The organism is Stieleria tagensis (assembly GCF_024129865.1).
GTDB classification, from domain to species: Bacteria; Planctomycetota; Planctomycetia; order Pirellulales; family Pirellulaceae; genus Stieleria; species Stieleria tagensis.
Genome location: NZ_JAMYFE010000024.1, coordinates 46,238 through 63,892, shown reverse-complemented (window position 1 = coordinate 63,892; position 17,655 = coordinate 46,238). Strand labels below are relative to the sequence as shown.

The 17,655-nt window shown below is 55.7% G+C and carries 16 protein-coding genes; 11 read left to right on the top strand and 5 right to left on the bottom strand.

Annotated elements, in window-relative coordinates:
- Positions 1–39: 39 nt before the first annotated feature.
- Together NHH03_RS04440 and NHH03_RS04435 are read left to right on the top strand one after the other, a co-directional pair.
- On the top strand, positions 40–1,518 hold the full coding sequence (locus tag NHH03_RS04440) for an alpha-L-fucosidase (protein WP_253154543.1): 1,479 nt from the start codon (positions 40–42) through the stop codon (positions 1,516–1,518).
- Positions 1,519–1,560: 42 nt separating this feature from the next.
- Positions 1,561–3,120, top strand: coding sequence for an MFS transporter (locus NHH03_RS04435; protein WP_253154542.1), 1,560 nt, complete (start codon positions 1,561–1,563; stop codon positions 3,118–3,120).
- 403 nt (positions 3,121–3,523) lie between these two features.
- Here the strand turns inward: NHH03_RS04435 and NHH03_RS04430 are convergent, their stop codons facing one another.
- The gene (locus NHH03_RS04430; protein WP_253154541.1) at positions 3,524–4,117 is read right to left on the bottom strand and encodes an antibiotic biosynthesis monooxygenase; all 594 of its coding nucleotides are present in this window, start codon (positions 4,115–4,117) and stop codon (positions 3,524–3,526) included.
- A gap of 147 nt (positions 4,118–4,264) precedes the next feature.
- On the opposite strand from NHH03_RS04430, the gene NHH03_RS04425 reads away from it, so the two are divergent.
- Together NHH03_RS04425 and NHH03_RS04420 are read left to right on the top strand one after the other, a co-directional pair.
- A complete protein-coding gene (locus NHH03_RS04425; RefSeq protein WP_253154540.1) occupies positions 4,265–4,522 on the top strand; it encodes a hypothetical protein in 258 nt (85 codons plus the stop codon).
- A 60-nt stretch (positions 4,523–4,582) separates the two neighbouring features.
- Entirely contained in the window at positions 4,583–4,924 is a 342-nt protein-coding gene (locus tag NHH03_RS04420) for a tRNA-binding protein (RefSeq protein WP_253154539.1), read from the top strand.
- 10 nt (positions 4,925–4,934) lie between these two features.
- Here NHH03_RS04420 and NHH03_RS04415 read toward each other — a convergent pair whose 3' ends face one another.
- Positions 4,935–6,050 (bottom strand): serine hydrolase domain-containing protein, encoded by a 1,116-nt coding sequence (locus tag NHH03_RS04415; protein WP_253154538.1) that lies wholly within the window; start codon positions 6,048–6,050, stop codon positions 4,935–4,937.
- Between the two features lie 415 nt (positions 6,051–6,465).
- Here NHH03_RS04415 and NHH03_RS04410 point away from each other — a divergent pair, with 415 nt between their 5' ends.
- Positions 6,466–7,446 (top strand): aldo/keto reductase, encoded by a 981-nt coding sequence (locus NHH03_RS04410; protein ID WP_253154537.1) that lies wholly within the window; start codon positions 6,466–6,468, stop codon positions 7,444–7,446.
- A gap of 127 nt (positions 7,447–7,573) precedes the next feature.
- Here the strand turns inward: NHH03_RS04410 and NHH03_RS04405 are convergent, their stop codons facing one another.
- Complete coding sequence (locus NHH03_RS04405) at positions 7,574–9,298, bottom strand: outer membrane protein assembly factor BamB family protein (RefSeq protein ID WP_253154536.1); 1,725 nt, start codon at positions 9,296–9,298, stop codon at positions 7,574–7,576.
- Positions 9,299–9,469: 171 nt separating this feature from the next.
- Here NHH03_RS04405 and NHH03_RS04400 point away from each other — a divergent pair, with 171 nt between their 5' ends.
- From NHH03_RS04400 to NHH03_RS04385, 4 genes are all read left to right on the top strand, one after another.
- Positions 9,470–10,366 carry an AAA family ATPase gene (locus tag NHH03_RS04400; protein ID WP_253154535.1) on the top strand — a complete coding sequence of 299 codons (897 nt, stop codon included), beginning with the start codon at positions 9,470–9,472 and terminating at the stop codon, positions 10,364–10,366.
- Between the two features lie 40 nt (positions 10,367–10,406).
- Positions 10,407–11,420: a Gfo/Idh/MocA family protein gene (locus NHH03_RS04395; RefSeq protein WP_253154534.1), complete on the top strand. Its 1,014-nt coding sequence runs from the start codon at positions 10,407–10,409 to the stop codon at positions 11,418–11,420.
- A gap of 11 nt (positions 11,421–11,431) precedes the next feature.
- Positions 11,432–11,782: a P-II family nitrogen regulator gene (locus NHH03_RS04390; protein WP_253154533.1), complete on the top strand. Its 351-nt coding sequence runs from the start codon at positions 11,432–11,434 to the stop codon at positions 11,780–11,782.
- A gap of 178 nt (positions 11,783–11,960) precedes the next feature.
- Positions 11,961–12,638 carry a glycine zipper domain-containing protein gene (locus tag NHH03_RS04385; RefSeq protein WP_253154532.1) on the top strand — a complete coding sequence of 226 codons (678 nt, stop codon included), beginning with the start codon at positions 11,961–11,963 and terminating at the stop codon, positions 12,636–12,638.
- On the opposite strand, the gene NHH03_RS04380 is transcribed toward NHH03_RS04385, so the two are convergent.
- The gene (locus NHH03_RS04380) at positions 12,635–14,269 is read right to left on the bottom strand and encodes an ABC transporter permease (RefSeq protein WP_253154531.1); all 1,635 of its coding nucleotides are present in this window, start codon (positions 14,267–14,269) and stop codon (positions 12,635–12,637) included. The genes NHH03_RS04385 and NHH03_RS04380 overlap by 4 nt on opposite strands.
- 58 nt (positions 14,270–14,327) lie before the next feature.
- Positions 14,328–15,380, bottom strand: a complete 1,053-nt coding sequence (gene epmB, locus NHH03_RS04375) for an EF-P beta-lysylation protein EpmB (protein WP_253154530.1) — start codon at positions 15,378–15,380, stop codon at positions 14,328–14,330.
- Between the two features lie 172 nt (positions 15,381–15,552).
- Here epmB and efp point away from each other — a divergent pair, with 172 nt between their 5' ends.
- Positions 15,553–16,122, top strand: coding sequence for an elongation factor P (gene efp / locus NHH03_RS04370; RefSeq protein WP_253154529.1), 570 nt, complete (start codon positions 15,553–15,555; stop codon positions 16,120–16,122).
- 137 nt (positions 16,123–16,259) lie between these two features.
- Positions 16,260–17,606 carry a magnesium transporter gene (mgtE, locus tag NHH03_RS04365; protein WP_253154528.1) on the top strand — a complete coding sequence of 449 codons (1,347 nt, stop codon included), beginning with the start codon at positions 16,260–16,262 and terminating at the stop codon, positions 17,604–17,606.
- Positions 17,607–17,655 lie beyond the last annotated feature (49 nt).

The following is a 17,655-nucleotide window of genomic DNA, read 5'->3' as shown; positions in this document are numbered from 1 at the left end:
GTTGTAGTCAGGTCGGTTGGTGCCGATGAGCCGCCGACGATGGTTGACATTGATCGCGTGAGCACCGCGGGGCCTTTTCAACCGGACTGGAATTCGTTGGAACAGTACAAAATTCCTGAGTGGTACAAGGATGCCAAGCTGGGGATTTTCATTCACTGGGGTGTTTACAGCGTTCCGGCGTTTGGCAGCGAATGGTATCCACGCCAAATGTACATTGACTCGCCACGGCGCGGTCAAAACTTTTTCGAGCATCATGTGAAGACATACGGACCGCAAAGTGAGTTCGGATACAAAGACTTTATCCCGATGTTCAAGGCGGAAAAATTTGACCCGCAACAATGGGTCGAGCTGTTCAAGGATGCCGGAGCGCGTTACATCGTTCCCGTTGCCGAGCACCATGACGGTTTTCCGATGTATGCCTGCTCGTACACCCAGTGGGACGCATCTGAAATGGGGCCCCGGCGAGATGTGATTGCCGAGCTTTCCGAAGCCACGCGGGAAGCGGGATTGAAGTTTGGTGTCAGCAGTCACCGCGCATTCAATTGGGCCTACTATGTCCGTCGTCCTGGATTTGACAATGCCGATCCGCGATACGAAGGCTTGTATGGTCGCGCGATTCCGGAACTTTTCAAAGCAGACGCTGCTGACTACCAGAAGCACTGGCCGCCGTTTGATCAACAGTTCAAAGACGAATGGCTGACACGCACAGCGGAATTGGTTGACCGGTTCAATCCGGACCTGGTCTGGTTTGATTTTGGGATCGCACCCCATCAAGAAGAACCCTACGAGCAACAACCGCTCGTTGATCAGCTACGAAAATTTGCCGCGTACTATTACAACCACGCCGCTGAGAATGATCGTGAAGCGATCATCAATTACAAATGGAATGCCTATCCGGAGCGCGCCGCTGTGCTGGACCTGGAACGCAGTTCAATGGACAAAATCCGTGAGCCGTTCTGGCAGACCGACACAGCGGTCAGTTCGAGTTCGTGGGGCTACACCAAAGATCAACAGTACAAGACGCCGAATCGGCTGGTAGATGATCTGGTCGATATTGTTTCAAAAAATGGATGCCTGTTGCTGAATATCGGACCTCGCGCCGACGGCACCATTCCGGACGAAGATCAACAGATTCTCCGAGCCATCGGCAACTGGCTGAAAGTCAACGGGGAAGCGATCTATGAAACAAGGCCGTGGGTTTCGTTTGGTGAAGGTCCGACTCGCACCGCGACCGGCCATCTATCTGAAAAAAAGAACAAGGGCTTCACCGCACAGGATATCCGTTTCACCACCAAAGGCGATGCACTGTATGCGATTGCACTGGATTGGCCGGCGAATCGCTCGGTGAAGATCAAAACGCTTCGTGAAGGATCGGAACAGTACCCCAATGAGATTGGTTCGGTTTCGATGCTGGGATCAAATGCGACTCTCAAATGGACTCGCGATGACGAAGGATTGGTTGTGCAGTTGCCTGACCAGCGGCCAACCGAATTCGCTTATGTGTTGAAGATCAAGTGACCCTCTCAAGCCACTCCAATAAAAACGGTCAAGCGACGACCTATGACAACTCAAACTGAAACTCCGCCTGATCCCGAACGTGTCGCGGATGCGGGTGCGGCGCAGGCACCAATCCCCGTTGTTCCGCAGCCATTCCGGCTGCCGTTTTTTCTGACAACGTGCTGCTTTGCGCTGTGGGGATTTGCGAACGACTTCACAAACCCGCTTGTGAAAGTGTTTGAGCAGGTCTTTATCATCACTACCTCGCAGGCATCTTGGCTGCAATTCGCGTTTTACACCGGCTATTTTTGCATGGCGATTCCTGCTGTGCTGTTCATCCGCAGGTTTTCTTACAAGTCAGCCATCGTGCTTGGGTTGGCGCTCTATGCCATTGGTGCCCTGATCGCGGTGCCGGCAAGTTTGACCGCCACCTTTGGCCTGTTCTTGCTCGCGTCTTATGTGATCACCTACGGGTTGGCCTTCCTGGAAACGGCCTGCAATCCCTACATCTTGGCCATGGGGCCACAGGAAACTGCGACGCAGCGATTGAATTTGGCTCAGTCCTTCAATCCGATCGGTTCGCTCGTAGGAATGGCAGTGGCTTCGTTCATCCTGGCGCCGAGTCTGGAAGTGACGAAGATTCGCGAACAGGTTCGTTTGGGGAATCAGGAGTACGTCCAGTATTTGATGACTGATTCGAGTGAGCTTCCGCAGGGGTCTGAGATCGTGGGGACCGGCAATGAACAAGTCGTGAAGCTTCGCGATGGATCGATCGTGACGTTTTACGAGGGCGGTTTGCCGGACTTTGAAAACACTCCAGGAGCTCTCGATGCGGCGCTTCCCAATGTGCTCAAGGCGATGCGTAGTGGTGACCCCGAGACATTCCACGCAATTCAGCAGACTGACCTGGGCAATGTTCGCGGACCCTACGTCACCATCGCGATTGTTGTGGGGGTGTTTCTGTTGATCTACTTGGTTAGCAAAATGCCAAACCTTCACGACGAAGGCAAAAAAGATGCACCGTTCGGTGAGATCGTTGGTCGGCTGATCAGAAAGCCGCGTTTTCGCGAAGGCATACTTGCTCAGCTGGTCTATGTGGGCGCGCAGATCATGTGCTGGACATTCATCATTCACTATGGCATGACGGAAGTCGGTCTGAGTCTTGGGCAGGCTCAAAGCTACAACATCGTTGCGATGGGAATCTTCTTATGCAGCCGTTTCATTTGCACCTACCTGCTGCGATTCATCAGTGCGGGCAAGATGCTGTGCTGTTTTGCGATCGGCGGGTTTTTCTGTACGGTCGGTGCGATCTATTTGCAGGGAATGGCGGGGCTGTGGTCATTGGTGATGATTTCAGCTTGCATGTCGCTGATGTTCCCCACGATCTACGGGATCGCACTGCGTGGTCTAAAAATCGAAGAAGCCAAGTTGGGGTCGGCCTTCCTGATCATGTCGATCGTCGGCGGCGCCGTGCTGACAAAATTGCAGGGTGTGATGATTACAGCCTACGATGTCCGCACGTCATTCTGGTTGCCCGCAGCTTGTTTTCTGTTGCTCGCGTTGTTTGGTTTTCGGACATTCACCGTTCACGAGAAGGATCCCAACGTAGCAAATTCGGTTTAGGAGAAAATAGAATCGCTGGCGGTAGATTGACAGAAAAATAGGGGGCAGAAAAATTCCAGTGCTGAATGCTCGGAGCGTTTGGAAGGTCAGGCGGTGTGGGCCACATTGATCCCATGCGATTCACAGCCCGTGGAGACGGGGCGCGAATATTTGCCACGCGGCATTGATTGCCGTATTGGCAGCAACATGCTTCTTAATCTTTCTGCCCCCCATTTTTCTGTCAATCGGAATCCGACCTGTCCACGCTTTGTCGACCGACGACCAACGCGATTGTCAGGCCATTTTCAGCGAATTTGGCGCGAGATCGTCCGGGAGATTTGCTTTTTTGCTGTCCGACATCTTTTTCGCTCCGGTCGGATAAATCCTCCACACCAACTCCTTCACACCAGCGTGTGGGATCAGATCATTCGTCTGGGCGGGGCTGATTCGATGGATACAGCCAGCTGCTTAGTAGCCATGTCAGCAGCGGCATGACGATCCAGGTCATCATCGCTACGGTGATCGCGGCTAATAACGCGCTGCTTGCGAGTTTCGGTAGCGACACGGTCATCGGCTTTAATACCCCGATCAGTGGAAGGACAGTGGCGTAGACGGCAATCCAGACGACCACAAACATTTTGTATTTCGGCGGTGCCGCTACCAATGCGGGGGCATCACCTGGTGGCGTGAACCAGGGTTCAAATCCGGTCAGATGTTGAATCTCTGCGGGTTGTTGTTGAAACGGTTCGAGCTGCGAGACTTTTTCTTGGCGCTCGTCGGAGTTGTACCAACGCTGCATATTTTCGACGGTGTCGAATTTGGTGATCACGCGGTAGTGCGTCTGGTCGGACGATTCGGGGCGGAGGAAGATGGATCCTTGGTGTCCGGGAAACGTCGATGCGGTGCGTATCAAATCGCCGATCGCTTGTTCCCACTGACGCTCTTTGCCGGCGGCAGGAAATGCCGTGGCGAAGATCGTTGCCTTGGAACGATGGCCGTTGGGGTCAGTCGAGTTCAAAACGAGCGGTCTCCAAAATGGGGTGCGCGTCGGCATCTGGGTGAGTTGGCATTGCTGATCAGTGCCAGTGTTCTCACAATACCTGTTCCTAGGGAGGGCCCTTGCCGAGTCCCTGGACTTTTTTTACTTCAGCAAAGAATCACCGTCATGGCCAAAAAGAAAGCCGTCAAGAAAAAGACAACTCCTCCGGTAACGACAAAGAAAGCGACGAAAAAAGCTGTGACGCTGACGGATGTCTACAACCAGGTCGCCGTCATGGCAGATACTGAAGGCGTCAAGATCAACGTGGCGGAAACCAAACGCGTGTTAGCGTGCTTTTTTGATGTGCTGGAAGACTACAAACCCGCCGATGCGTTTGACATTGTCGCCAAAGGACTAAAGCGTGCCGGTGGCCGCCGACGGTAGTCGTCCGCGTCACGAACGGTCGTGACGTGTTCCGTTTGAGAGCGAATAGATTGTGAGCCAATGATGAGTGTGATTAGCTGGCAAGAATTTCAAAATGTCGATCTGCGTGTGGGCACGATTGTGGCCGTGGAAGATTTTCCCGAAGCGAGAAAGCCGGCCTACAAGGTTTCGGTGGACTTTGGGAGTGAAATCGGATTCAAACGCACCAGTGCTCAGATCACGGTCAACTACTCGAAAAGCCAGCTCTTGGGGCGGCAAATCATTGGCGTTGTCAACTTTCCGGCGAAGCAGATAGGGCCTTTCCAGTCTGAGTTTTTGATTGTTGGATTTCACAAAGAAGACGAATCCGTGGTGCTGGCGGTGCCGGATAGTTCGGTTCCCAACGGAACCAAGTTGGCGTGACCGGTAGCGATCAGTCGCGGGTTGAATCGACTGTAAGTGTTTGCACGATTTGAGAGAGTTCGGTCGTTGCAGGATTGTTTTCTGGAAGCGGTTTGTCGTGCATTCCGGGCAACAGTATCTCCCAAACCAAATTCAATTCCGCTTGCAGATCGCGTGTTTTGGAAGTGATCGCGATAACGGCATCCAATTCTGGCAGCACGATACAGAACTGGCCGTCTTTGCCATCGCCACGATAGGCATCATGGCGACAGCGCCAGAACTGGAACCCGTATCCTTGTCCCCAGTCCAACGTCGTGTCGCGGCCGGTCGAGACTTGTTTTGCCGTCGCTTGAGCGATCCACTGGGCGGGGATCAGTTGTTTTCCTTGCCAGTTTCCTTGTTGTAAGTAGAGCTGCCCAAACTTGGCAATTTCCTCGGTCTTCAAATACAACCCGTAGCCTCCCAACGAGATGCCTTGCGGATTTGCGTCCCAGCGCGGCGGCTGAATTCCCAGAGGGGTGAACAGACGCGGTTGCAGGTATTCCACCACCGTTTGCCCGGTCACCTTTTGAACGATCGCTGAGAGCATGAAGGTTGCCGGCGTGTTGTACTGGAAATGACTGCCGGGTGCGTGTGGTACAGGGTGGGCGAGAAAGGCTTTGATCCAATCGGACTCCTCACGCAGGTTGACTTCGTTGTCATGGCCGGCAGTCATCGTCAACAGGTCACGAACGCGCATTGATTTGAGGTTTTCAGAGACGGTGCCCGGTGCATCCTTGGGGAAAAATTTGAGTATCGGGTCATCAATCGACAACTTTCCTTCCTCAACTGCCAATCCGACTGCGGTCGATGTGAAGCTTTTGCTAAGCGACCACAGGATATGCGGCGTGTCAGCAGACTCCGGTTTCCACCAGGCCTCCGCGACCACGTGCCCGTGTCGTAGGAGCATGAAGCTGTGGATCGAATGCACATCACGATCTGCCGTTTTCACAAAATCCAAGATCGCGGCTGACGAGACGCCTTGAGATTCCGGCGTGCTTCGCGGCAACGGCTGGGAATCCGAAGGTGGAGCCGGCTGAGCGAAGCATGGAACGGACATCATCACCAACAGCAAGAAAAACGCAGGGGAGCCAAAGCAGGTTCGCATTAGTGTGAATCCAATTGAGTGGAACGTTGTGTCGCAGTGGTGGGGGAAGTGTGCTGAGTGGCAGTTTTTGCAGACCCAGTTGATTTGGAAAGTTGGGCTTTCATCGTAACCCGATGCGTGAGCGAGGGATTTCGCGTGTTGATGGAATCCCTCGCTGACGCGTCGGGTTACAAAAAACAATGCCCCACGTAAAAGCGCAACTTCAAAACTCACTTGTCATGTGTTGGCCGTGTTTCTAGCGATATTGTCCGCCTTTTGAGTGGCCCAGGCAATCACTGCAGCGAAAGTATTTCTGGTTCTCAATCGGGTTGCGCTACGTCATCGACGACGGTGGGCAGGGTTGCATTGGGTGGGGCGAACGTGGGATCATGCGGGCGACTATTTGATCGCCCGTTTCTCTTTCGATGACATCCTGATGACGACTGAATTTAAATTGGCCGGTGGCGACTCGATTCCCGCCGTTGGATTGGGGCTGTGGAAAATTGATCGTGATGCGACGGCGGAGACGGTGCGTTCGGCGGTCGAGGTCGGCTATCGGCACATTGATGCCGCCTGTGATTATGGCAATGAACCGCAGGCCGGGCAGGGGATTCAGGCTGCGATCAAAGATGGTTTGGTCAGCCGCGACGAGATGTGGGTCACCAGCAAATTATGGAATACCTATCACCGTGCCGAACATGTGCGCCAGGCATGTGAGCGAACGCTGGCGGATTTGCAACTGGATTATTTGGATCTGTACCACATCCACTTTCCGATCTCACTTGCCTTTGTGCCCTTCGAAGATCGCTATCCGCCGGAATGGTTTCAAGATCCCACAGCGGAACATCCTCGGATGGTCGAAGCACCGGTCCCGATTTTGGAGACGTGGCAAGCGATGATCGAACTGAAGAAGGCCGGTTTGGTTCGCAACATTGGTGTTTGCAACTTTGGCGTTTCGTTGCTTCGTGATTTGCTGGCGTCGTCGTCGGTCAAGCCATCTGTCATGCAGGTGGAGTTGCATCCTTATCTGACACAAGAAAAACTGTTGCGTTTCTGTAACGAAAACGAGATCCATGTCACCGGGTTTTCTCCATTGGGCGCCCAATCCTATTTCTCAATCGGGATGGCAGAGCAGGGCGAAGGCGTCATCGATCGGTCCGAGACCAAGCAAATTGCTGCGGAAGTCGGCAAGACAGCAGCCCAGGTCGTGCTGCGATGGGGCATCCAACGTGGCACATCAATTGTTCCCAAAACGACACGCAAGGAACGTTTGAAAGAAAACATCGAGCTATTCGATTTTGAGTTGACGTCGCAGCAGATGGATCGACTTTCCGCGATGGACCAGCACCGTCGGTTCAATGACCCGGGTGATTTTGGCGAGAAGGCGTTCAACACGTTCTTCCCGATTTACGAGTAGAAGATTTTGATCGATCAGAAGTTCACCCGGGGTTCCTGCCGAACCTGCCTCCAGCAAGTTTAACAGTGACCCCGGGCTAAGCTATTGAACGCCGTTGGCGTAGCGATGGGATTGGGTGCATGCGACTCTATTTCGCCGGTAACCGATAACAGATGGCTTGGCGGTCGTTGCGGACCAACAGAAAACGACCGGCAAGTGTGGGAATGTTCCATGTTTTCGAATCGAGCGCCGGCAGACGCAGCGCTTCTTGGTAGTCCTCGGTGATCGCGGGAACAAACACCACGTCCCCTTGTTCGTCCTGGACGATCAAAACATCGCCCGCCAGGATCACCTGGCCTTGTGCGGCGCGGCTCTGACGCGGTTGAGTCCAAAAAACTGACTGGTCGTTTAAGTCGACTGCTTGCAATGCACCGTTGCTGATTCCGAAAGCAACCTCATTCTTGATGCACGCATGGTTGAACTTCGTTTTCAGAATCCGGTTGCTGCGCCATACATCTTGCGTTGTCCACTGGCCGTCTCGGTCGGAAACTTCGACCAGGGCGCTGCCGCCGCCGTAGCCTTTGCCGACTAACAGGCGGTCGCCGGAAACGGAAATGGCTGACGAGCAATTCGCTCCGGTGTTGGTTGATCCGGGCCAATCGAATGACCACAGTTGGGTGCCATCTGCGATCGCATGTCCTGACACTGTTTTTTCGTTGACCGAAACGATCTGTGGTTGGCCGCCGAGTGTGGTGAGGATCGGTGAAGCGTAACTGAGTTGGTCGTCGCCGGAGGTCCAGACGGTTTCGCCGGTGTCTTTGTTGAGCGCAACCAACGAAGCGGACGACGGCTGGCCAACGGGGCCACCCATCGGCAACACACAGAGTTGATCAACAATCAAAGGTGATCCGGCATAGCCCCAGGGGGCAGCCGCTTCGAATTCGGATTGGTTCCATCCGGCCAGCGCTAGCAGGTCAACGGTCCAAACGATTTCACCACTCGATTGCTCGACGCACCAAATCCAACCGGTCGCAGTGGACGCATAGACTTTGCCATCAACGAGGGTCGGTGTCGAGCGTGGTCCGGTACCGCCGAGCGTGTTCGTGTGTAGGCCGGGATGCCTTTGAATCCACAGCAATTCGCCGTCGGCAAGCCGATAGCATGTCAGGCATTCTTGATCATCACGTTGTTCCAGCGTGATTGCATAGCCATCTTGGACGGCAAAGGAGGACCATCCGGCGCCGATGCCCTGGTCCCAGACGACTTCCAAATCGCTGTCATTGCCAGGGATTGAAAAATCACGGTCCGGGTACACCGCGTTGCGATTTGGGCCAAGGAACTGCGGTGAATCACCGCCGCCAGGGACCGCGATCGAGGAGTCCGCGGCGGTTGAACCAGATTCGCTGTTGGTATCGGCCAACGGCGCTTCACCAACAATCGATTTGAGCTTGTGTTGCGGAGCGGTTTGAAATCGCCATTGAAATTGGGGAAACATTTCGCCACTGAAACCGTCGAAGCGAAATCCGATCATCAACAAGAGACCTGCGACGAGGGCCACGATTGGCACTCGCCAGGGATGGCCCCCCCAGCGGACGCGGCGGTGCAGGCAAAACAGCAGGTACAACGTCGCGATACAGACACTGACCAGCGAAATCAGGTGTGCGTTCTGGTAATCGAATCGCGGCGCGTAGACAAATTGAGCGATCGCAATCACGGCGGTAGCCAAGCCCAGCGCCACCCAGGCAGAGCGCATGCTGGGCGGCCGAGAGCCAGCGGCGGGTTCGGTTTGCTGCGGCTGGTACGGCGACTGCTTGTCAGCGGCCTGCTTGTCAGGAGATTGGGGGTCAATGTTGTCGGCTGGCGAATCCGTCATCCTAGATATTCTCTGCGAGGTTCAATGTTGTGAACCAGTCGGGGCAGTGGGTTCCGCGGTTGGTCCTGGGTCGGTTAACATACGCACTGACTGATTCGATTTCTCTCACCCGATCTTGTTTTATCGACGATGCAGCATGCTTACGAGACCGCTCGACGGCTGCGGGAGAACATGGAATCGGTCATTTTGGGCAAACACGAAGCCGTCCGCTCGATCGTATTGACATTGCTGGCCGGTGAGCATCTGTTGCTGGAAGACGTTCCGGGTGTGGGAAAAACGCTGGCTGCCAAAGCACTGGCGGGAAGCATTGATACAAAATTTAGCCGCATCCAGTTCACACCGGATCTGTTGCCCAGTGATATCACCGGCAGTTCGATCTATCGCAGCGATACCCAAGAGTTTCGGTTTACGCCGGGGCCGATTTTTGCAAACGTCGTGTTGGCCGACGAAATCAACCGGGCACCGCCACGGACTCAATCAGCGTTGCTCGAAGCGATGAGTGACCACCAGGTTTCGGTCGACGGCACAACCTATCCGTTGCCCCAACCGTTTATCGTGGTTGCGACTCAAAACCCGTTTGAATTCGAGGGCACGTACATTTTGCCGGAGAGTCAAATGGATCGGTTTCTGATGCGCACCAGTATTGGATATCCGCCGCGCGAAAGCGAACGCAGAGTGTTGGAGTCGCATCGCAATGGTGAACCGGTCGATTCGATCGCCAAAGTCGTCAATGCCGACGACATCTTAGCGGCGCAAGCCGCGGTGCGTTCGGTGCGATTCGATGAAAGCTTGCAAGACTATCTGTTGGAAATCGTCGAAGCGACACGTTCGACCGATGCGTTTCAGTTGGGCGTGAGCACTCGCGCGGCACTTAGTTTTTATCGTGGTTGCCAAGCCCGCGCGATCACCGAGGAACGTGAGTTTGTGACTCCGGACGACGTCAAATCGCTGGCCGTATCAACACTTTCCCACCGAGTGTTGATCGATGATTTTTCAGGGACTGCGGGGCGTCAGACGGCAGAAGAATTGATGGCCGAACTATTGCGCAAGATTCCCGTTCCGGTCTAGGCATCAGCCCTTTCATTCACACTTTGGCACTAGCAATTCATTGAACTCTCAGCAGACCGCAGCACCTGGCGTCACACGATTTGGCGTGTTGGGGACAGGCCGGATCACCCGTCGTTTGGTGGCTGATTTGCAGTCGACCGATTCGGTCGCCGTGACGGCGATCGCAAGCCGCTCGCAGGAGCGTGCAGATTGGTTTGCGTCGCAATACGGGATCGCAGCTGGTGTGGAGGGCTACGCGGAGTTGATCGGCCGCGACGACGTCGACGCCGTGTACCTGTCGTTGCCGCCCTCGCTGCACGCCGAGTGGTGCTTGCGAGCGGCCGCAGCTGGAAAGTCCATCCTGTGTGAAAAACCATTGGCGATTTCGGCCGCCGAAGCCGTTGAAATCGATCAGGTTTGTCGTCAGTCTGGGGTCCGCTGGCTGGATGCGACCGGTTGGTTGCACCACGCTCGCAGTGCGCAGATGCTGGGACGGGCTCGTGACGGACAGTTAGGAAAGCTGGGGCACATCACTGCGTCGGTTTCGTTTTACCGTCCGTTTCAATCGGGCGAGCACCGTTTGGACCCCCAATTGGGCGGCGGATGCCTGTTGGATTTGGGCTGGTATACGGTCGGAGCGATCCTGCAGTTTGCCAGCCAAACGCCGACAAGAGTGTTCGCCAGCTGCGTTCGCGAGACTGGGGTTCCGCTTCGTGCGAATGCGATGCTCTGGTTTGCGGACGATTTAACCGCTAGTTTTTCTTGTGGGTACGACACCGCGACGCGAAAGTGGTTCGAGGTTGCCGGCAGTGATGCATCGTTGATCTGCGACGACTTTACCCGTCCCTGGGCGGATCGTCCGACCCGATATTGGGTGCATGATGCCAGTGGCCAAGTCGACTCGCACGAGAGCAATGACCGCCAAGAGCAGCGGATGATTGAATGTTTGATCGGTGATCAGCCGTTGGATCACTGGAATCGATTGGCGCTGCAAACCCAAGCCGTGCTGGATGCGTTGACGGTATCGGCTGAGTCGAACGAGCCGGTTGCACTGGATTTTCCTCTTTCCTTCTGAGCCACTGTCCCATGCGCGTTGTCGTCGCAATCATTCAGCCCACGAAACTGTCCACGGTTCGCGATGCGCTGCGAGAGCTAAACCTTGGTGAGATCACGGTTTGTGACGCCATGGGGTATGGCCGTCAACGGGGGCAAAGTGCACTGTTTCGTGGCAACGAGTACAAAGTCGATTTGCTACGAAAGGTCGTGGTGGAAGTGCTGGTGCATGAAGACGAGCTCGAAGCCGTGATCGATACGATCAGTCGCAATGCGCTGACGGGATCGGTTGGCCAGATTGGCGACGGCAAGATTTTTGTACTTCCCGTTGCCCAGGTCATCGATCTGGCCGATAAGAACATTGCCTTCGAGCCGGTTGAATGAGTTGAAAATGGCATTGCGTGAATACGCCAGCGAGGTGTATTGATCATGTCAGCGCTGGTGCGCGGTTGCCATCGGTGATCAGCCGCCCGCGAAGAAGTACTGGGCGAGTCTCAATCGCCAGTCGCCTCGTTTGGACGGGGCTCCACTGCCCGTTCCCATTTGTTGCGGAAGATCACGGATGATTGTTAGCACACGCAGCATGACACTGCTTGTATTCGTTTCTCTGGCGGTTGCAACGACCAGCGGTGCCTACGGTCAAGCCGCACAGCAGCGTGGCACAGTGATGGGCGGATTGGCCGGTGCAATTGCCGGTGGAATCATTGGTGACAACAACGACAAGGCGGGTGCTGGAGCCGCCATTGGCGGAGTGGTCGGCGCCGTTGCGGGGGGCATTCTAGGCAATGCCTCTGACAAAGAAGCCGAGATGCAACGCCAGCGGGCGGCGTATTATCGCGCCCAACAACAGCAATACGCCCAACAGCAACAGACCGCCGCGTTGCAGTCGGCGGTCACGCTACAAGACGTGATCACGATGACTCGCAGCGGATTGAGCGACCAGGTCGTGCTGAATCAGATTCGTCAGCGTGGTTATGTCGGCAAACTCCAGGTCAACGACATCATTTCATTGCATCAGCAAGGTGTCAGCGAGAACGTGATCACCGGGATTCAATCGATGGCCGACGGCCAACCGGTTGCCATCGCCAGTCCCGCACCCACGGTCGTCAAGCAATACATTGAACGCCCACCGGTCGTGATCCGCGAGCATGTGTTGCCGCACTACCCGCCGCCGTACTACCGATCGCATCACCACCATCATCGTCACGCCGGTCGCAGTTCGTTGTATTTCGGGTTCTAGCCGTCGGATAGGCCTTGGCGGCTACGCAGTCGCAACATCATGGCGGCCGTGGAAAGTAACACCACCACCGCGCTGAACGCAAAGTAGCCGATCACGATCGGGACATTGCCGGCATTGACCACCGGGTTATCGGGCGCGATCTGTTCGTTCAACGGTAACGAAAACAACGCGGAGAAGGGGCTCGCCACGCCGGTCCAGTCCGCCCAGGCGATCGTGTTTCCTGGCATTTCCAGTGTCCGCGCCAACGTCGACAGGGCGGGCGGCATCACGTACAGCGCCAGCAACACCGCGTAGGTGGTTAGCAATGCGATTGACGTTTTGCTACAGAACATGGAACAGGTCAGCGCGATCACGCAATTGACCAGACAGACCGTGATGACGATCGCAAACATTCCAAGCACGGTCGGCCAGTTGGACCACAGCGATGGGTTCAGGCCCGCGCCCAAGATCAGGGGCCAAAGCAGGAACGACGTTAGCACCAGCGTGATGCGAAAGCGAACGACAAATTTTCCCCACAGAATTTGACGGGGCGAAAGCGGCGTTGTCAGCAACAGATCCAACGTCTGTCGTTCGCGTTCGTTGGTGATGCTACTGGCCAGGAACGACGGGCCGACCAACATGTTGAACACGATCACATAGACACCGAACCAGGGGGCGTGTTGTTGTTGAAAAAACAGGAACACACCCATCATCGGGATCGCCAGTAAGATGCTGATCTGGATCACCAGTCGCAGCATCAACGTGCCCTGGCTGAAGATTTCGCTGTGTAGTTCTTTGTCATAGACCGGATTGGTGCCATCGGCCATCAATTCGTTTTTCTTGGGCGGGGCAAAGAGCCGATCGGGGAATTGATCCGGTTGAATCACCAGTCCGACGGCGTCCTCGGCTTCACGCTCCAGGTCGATTACTTCCTTGCCCTCACTGCCCACATCCGGCGGGTACAGCATTCGTCCGGCTGCGGCTGCACCCATCAGGATCACAGCGGTCAGCCCGAATGCGGGAAACACGATGGTCGCAATCTTGAGTCGCAGATCGCCGTCGCTGGCCATCGAGGCCCAAAACATACAGGCACCGATGACCAACGGCAGAATGGCCAAGTAGCTGACGACCAGCGCGCTGCTGGTCCGAGGGAAATAGCTGCTGCACATCACACCGATGGCGCCAAACAGCACCACCGAAATGATCAGACCCAGGTACGCCGCTAAGACTTCGTACACGCTGACGCCACCGAGTGGCAAACAGAGCACGATGATGGGCAGTGATCCGATGATCAACATGCCGATGTGGGTCAACGATGCGACGACCTTGCCCAGCACGATGGCGCCCGGACGCAGTGGGCTGGCCAGCAGCATCTCGTATGTCTTACGCTCCTTTTCGCCGGCGATCGTTCCCGCCGCGAAGCTGGGCGCCATCAGCGACGCGATCACATATTGCCCCAGGAAAAACAGGTTCACCAGTTTGGTCGCAGAGGGCGGATTGGACGTCAGGTCCAATCGTTGGTCCGACGGCCAAGCGGTCACCACCACGGTTGCCAGCAGTAACTGGTAAACGGCCAGCAACACAAAGGCCCGTTTGGTGCGCAGGTTGACCAGAAGCTCGCGCTGTAGAACTGGATTTTCAAAAACGTACATCGATGAAAAGTCTTCCCCGTATTCTCACGAAACGCCGGTTGCCTGGTCGGTCGCTATTCTACGCGATTGGCGTCTTGCTTTTTTCGCCGGCGTTTTCAACCACGTACTTTGGCACAGCATAGCCGGGCAGGCGTTGTCGCAGTTGATTGACCAATTCGATTCCGCGGGCCACGTCGACTTGAAAGTGCCCGGCGCCGCGAACTTGGTCCAGTTGGTGCAGGTAGTAGGGTTGGACGGCGATATCGATCAGCGACAGCGACAGCGATTGTAGCGCATCCACGTCGTCGTTGACCCCGGCCAGCAGGACAGATTGATTGAGCACCGGAATCCCGCGGCGGGACAACCGCCCGACCGACTCGGTAACCGCATCGTCGATCTCATTGGCATGGTTGGCGTGAATCACGAACCACACCGCCAAACGTGACTCGGACAATCGATCGGCGAGCTCGGTCGTGATCCGTTGGGGGATCGCAATCGGCAAACGAGTGTGAATTCGGAGCCGCCGAACGTGCGGGATCGATTCGATTTGGTCCAACAGCGTGAACAGTGCGGAATCGGTCAGCGTCAGCGGGTCGCCGCCGCTGAGCAGGACTTCGTGGATTGAATCATCACCGCGGATATAGTCGATGGCCGGACCCCACTGTTGTTTTCGGGATCCGAGTTCGTTGTAGGGAAATTCGCGGCGAAAACAGTAACGGCAATGTACCGCGCAGGCGCCATGGGTGATGATCAACGCCCGCCCGGCGTACTTGTGCAAAACGCCGCCGCCGGCTTCGGCCTGCAGGTCGCCAACCGGATCAGCGACAAATCCCGGTTGGTCAATGGATTCGTCGGCGGTCGTCAGGACCTGGCGCAGGATCGGGTCGTTCGGATCACCGGGTTTGATTCGAGCCAGCAATTCCAGCGGCACAAAGGTCGGAAAGTGCTCGCCGGCGTCGGCTGCCACGTCGGCACCGAGACCCAAACGGCGGCGGAGTTCGGATTGGCTGCGAATCGCTCGCTTCATCGCTCGCTGCCAATCCACCACGGGAAATTCGTCTGCCAGAGGGGGGCGTGGGCCGTTCGGGGAGGTCGAGTTGCGCCAGCGGTCGGGGTCTGGGCTGGGCGACATGAACGAGATTTCCTGGCAGATCGATGGGAGTGAACGGCAGTTGCGCCAGCGGATCGGAACGGCCCCCATCGGCGGAAAAAAAGTCCTGGCGACCCGGTCGGGACAAAACCGCCTGCGGTCGGTAAACTCTCGACCCTTCTGGTAGGTCAACGATCATGGAGCCGAATAAACAATGGCAACTTACAACACTAGCGATTTCCGAAAAGGGCTGAAGGTTCAAATCGACGGAGAACCTTACTTGATGTCGGACATGCAATTCGTCAAGCCCGGCAAAGGCAACGCGTTCTACAAATGCAAACTGAAAAATTTGATTCGTGGGACCACTTTGGATCGCACCTATAAAGGCGGTGATTCATTGGAATCGGCGGACGTCGAGACCACCGACGTATCGTTCCTGTACCGTCAGGGCGAAGACTATGTCTTCATGCATCAAGAAACGTTTGAGCAGTACGAAGTTCCGGCCGATGTTGCCGGCGATATCTGGAAGTACTTGAAAGACGGCATGATCTGCACGATGACGTTGTACAACAGCAACGCCATCATCGTTGAACCACCGACCATGGTCGAGTTGGAAATCACCGAGTGTGCTCCGGGTGCCAAGGGAGACACCGCGACCAACGTCACGAAACCAGCAACGGTAGAAACCGGTGCCGAATTCATCGTGCCGGGGTTCATCAAGATCGGTAACGTGATCAAGATTGACACGCGAACCGGCGAATACAGCGAACGAGTCAGCAATTAGATCGGTGCACCGTGTCGGTCGCTGCCAGGGTTCAGAATGGTTTGTCGCTGGGCCCGCCAGGGTTCAGACTGACTGTGTTTACTGACCGACTGAACCCTGGCGGGCCCAGCTACGACACTGATGGTTAGCCAGGTGATATGGTCAACACGCTTTTCCTACCTGAAATTCGCGAGATGCTGGCCGAACAAAACGCGGCTGAGCTTCAGGAGTTCTGCATCGCGCTGAACGCCGGTCGGACCGCGGAGTTTATGGAGGGATTGGCCGACGAAGAAGTTTGGCAGGTGCTGCAATTTGCCGATCCCGACCGTCGCGCCGAGATCTTTGGCTATTTCGACGAGGAGCGGCAAGTCGAATTGCTGCAATCTCAAGACGTTGCGGAAACCGCCGCACTGATCGATCGAATTGCCTCGGATGACCGTGTCGACTTGATCAATCGTTTGACGCCCGCTCGGGTGTTGGACATCCTGCCGTTGTTGCCGGCCGCCGATCGCCGCGACATTCAGCGCCTGCGTTCCTATGAAGAGGAAACCGCCGGATCGCTGATGACATCGGAGGTCGCGATGTTGAGCGAATCGCTGACCGTCCGCGCGGCACTGGACGAACTGGGGCGTCAAGCCAGCCAGCTGGAAACGATCTATTACCTGTATGTGGTCGACGACGACAAGATCCTGCGCGGGATCGTGTCGACTCGACAACTCGTGTCTTCACTGCGAAATCCCGAGCAGACGCTCGGCGAGATGATGGAGACAGACGTTGTCGTCGCCGAGGTGGACGAAGACCAGGAATCGGTGGCTGAGAAAGTCGAGCATTTTAATTTGCTTGCGATCCCGGTCGTTGATTCGGGCCGCCAGTTGTTGGGGATCATCACGCACGACGATGTGATTGATGTGATCCGGGAAGAATTGACAGAAGACGCCCAGCGTATTGCCGCGGTCGAGCCGCTCGAGGAAAACTACTTGCGGATCGGTCTGTTGACCCTGTCGTGGAAACGCGGTGTTTGGCTGATCATCTTGTTTTTTGCGGCTCTGTTGACCGCGTTCGCACTGGAGCACTATCACCAGGAACTGAGCGAGTTCATTTGGTTAGTGTCCTTTATCCCGCTGATCATCAGCGCCGGTGGAAATTCCGGCAGCCAATCGGCGACATTGGTGATCACCGCGATGACCAGTGGTGAAATCGAATTGACGGATTGGCGACAGGTGTTGCAACGCGAAGTGGTGGTGTCGCTGATTCTGGGCAGTTTTTTGTCCCTGATCGGATACGCGACTGCGATCTTCATGGCGCCGTCGGCGATCGCCGCGACGGTGATTCCGATGACATTGTTGGCGGTGATCATCATGGGCTGCTTTTTTGGCGCCGCGCTGCCGCTCTTGTTCAAACGATTGGGCCTGGACCCGGCCATGATGAGCAATCCCTTTGTCGCCGGGATCGTCGACATCCTGGGCATCGTCGTCTACATCAACATCGCCAGAATGGTTTTGTAGCAAGCGTCCAAAGCGGATGGCCGATTCAGTGGCCGATGTTCAATTCTGA

Bases quoted from the DNA above. Each gene is read 5' to 3' on its own strand.
- NHH03_RS04440 (WP_253154543.1), top strand. From the start codon at position 40: ATGGTTGACATTGATCGCGTGAGCACCGCGGGGCCTTTTCAACCGGAC.
- NHH03_RS04410 (WP_253154537.1), top strand. From the start codon at position 6,466: ATGACGACTGAATTTAAATTGGCCGGTGGCGACTCGATTCCCGCCGTT.
- NHH03_RS04380 (WP_253154531.1), bottom strand. From the start codon at position 14,269: ATGTACGTTTTTGAAAATCCAGTTCTACAGCGCGAGCTTCTGGTCAAC.
- NHH03_RS04385 (WP_253154532.1), top strand. From the start codon at position 11,961: ATGATTGTTAGCACACGCAGCATGACACTGCTTGTATTCGTTTCTCTG.
- NHH03_RS04405 (WP_253154536.1), bottom strand. From the start codon at position 9,298: ATGACGGATTCGCCAGCCGACAACATTGACCCCCAATCTCCTGACAAG.
- NHH03_RS04400 (WP_253154535.1), top strand. From the start codon at position 9,470: ATGGAATCGGTCATTTTGGGCAAACACGAAGCCGTCCGCTCGATCGTA.
- NHH03_RS04435 (WP_253154542.1), top strand. From the start codon at position 1,561: ATGACAACTCAAACTGAAACTCCGCCTGATCCCGAACGTGTCGCGGAT.
- NHH03_RS04425 (WP_253154540.1), top strand. From the start codon at position 4,265: ATGGCCAAAAAGAAAGCCGTCAAGAAAAAGACAACTCCTCCGGTAACG.
- NHH03_RS04420 (WP_253154539.1), top strand. From the start codon at position 4,583: ATGATGAGTGTGATTAGCTGGCAAGAATTTCAAAATGTCGATCTGCGT.
- NHH03_RS04415 (WP_253154538.1), bottom strand. From the start codon at position 6,050: ATGCGAACCTGCTTTGGCTCCCCTGCGTTTTTCTTGCTGTTGGTGATG.
- epmB (WP_253154530.1), bottom strand. From the start codon at position 15,380: ATGTCGCCCAGCCCAGACCCCGACCGCTGGCGCAACTCGACCTCCCCG.
- efp (WP_253154529.1), top strand. From the start codon at position 15,553: ATGGCAACTTACAACACTAGCGATTTCCGAAAAGGGCTGAAGGTTCAA.
- NHH03_RS04390 (WP_253154533.1), top strand. From the start codon at position 11,432: ATGCGCGTTGTCGTCGCAATCATTCAGCCCACGAAACTGTCCACGGTT.
- mgtE (WP_253154528.1), top strand. From the start codon at position 16,260: ATGGTCAACACGCTTTTCCTACCTGAAATTCGCGAGATGCTGGCCGAA.